1 protein-coding gene is annotated in these 421 nt (G+C 58.4%); it reads right to left on the bottom strand.

Annotated features, from left to right (window positions below):
- On the bottom strand, positions 1-421 hold a 421-nt coding region (locus DZ860_RS24110; protein WP_439333188.1), incomplete at both ends, for an ISAzo13-like element transposase-related protein.

Below are 421 nucleotides of genomic sequence, written 5' to 3'. Positions count from 1 at the left end.
ATAGCGCTCGAGGCCGATCCGTTCGATCCAAGTTCGGATCGAGTTGACTGCGAACTCAGCCGTGTCACTGGTGATGCCGAGGCTGACCCAGCCGGCGTTGGCGGCGATGTCGTAGACGCCGTAAGGCACCACCTTTCCGAGTGTTTTGTCCGCGAAGTCGTGCACTTTGACGCGAACAGGATCGCCCTTCGGTCGATAGTCACTGCCGCCGTTCTTGAAGTTGCCGATCAGCTCCTTCTTCTTGGTATCGACCGAAATCACCGGCTGTCCCGCCGCCTGCGCCGCGACGACTTTCGTATTGATGTGTTCGAATTGTGCGTTCCGGTCGGGATGGCTTGCACCTTCGTGCGTCTTGCGATTGACCTGCCGGGAGTATTCGAGCTCTTCCGTGAGCAGCTTGACAACGGTATTGGGGCTCACA

Source organism: Vibrio sinensis (assembly GCF_003605645.1).
Taxonomy (GTDB): Bacteria; Pseudomonadota; Gammaproteobacteria; order Enterobacterales; family Vibrionaceae; genus Vibrio; species Vibrio sinensis.
Note: the sequence above shows the minus strand (reverse complement) of the source record. Positions and strands in the feature narration are given on the sequence as shown.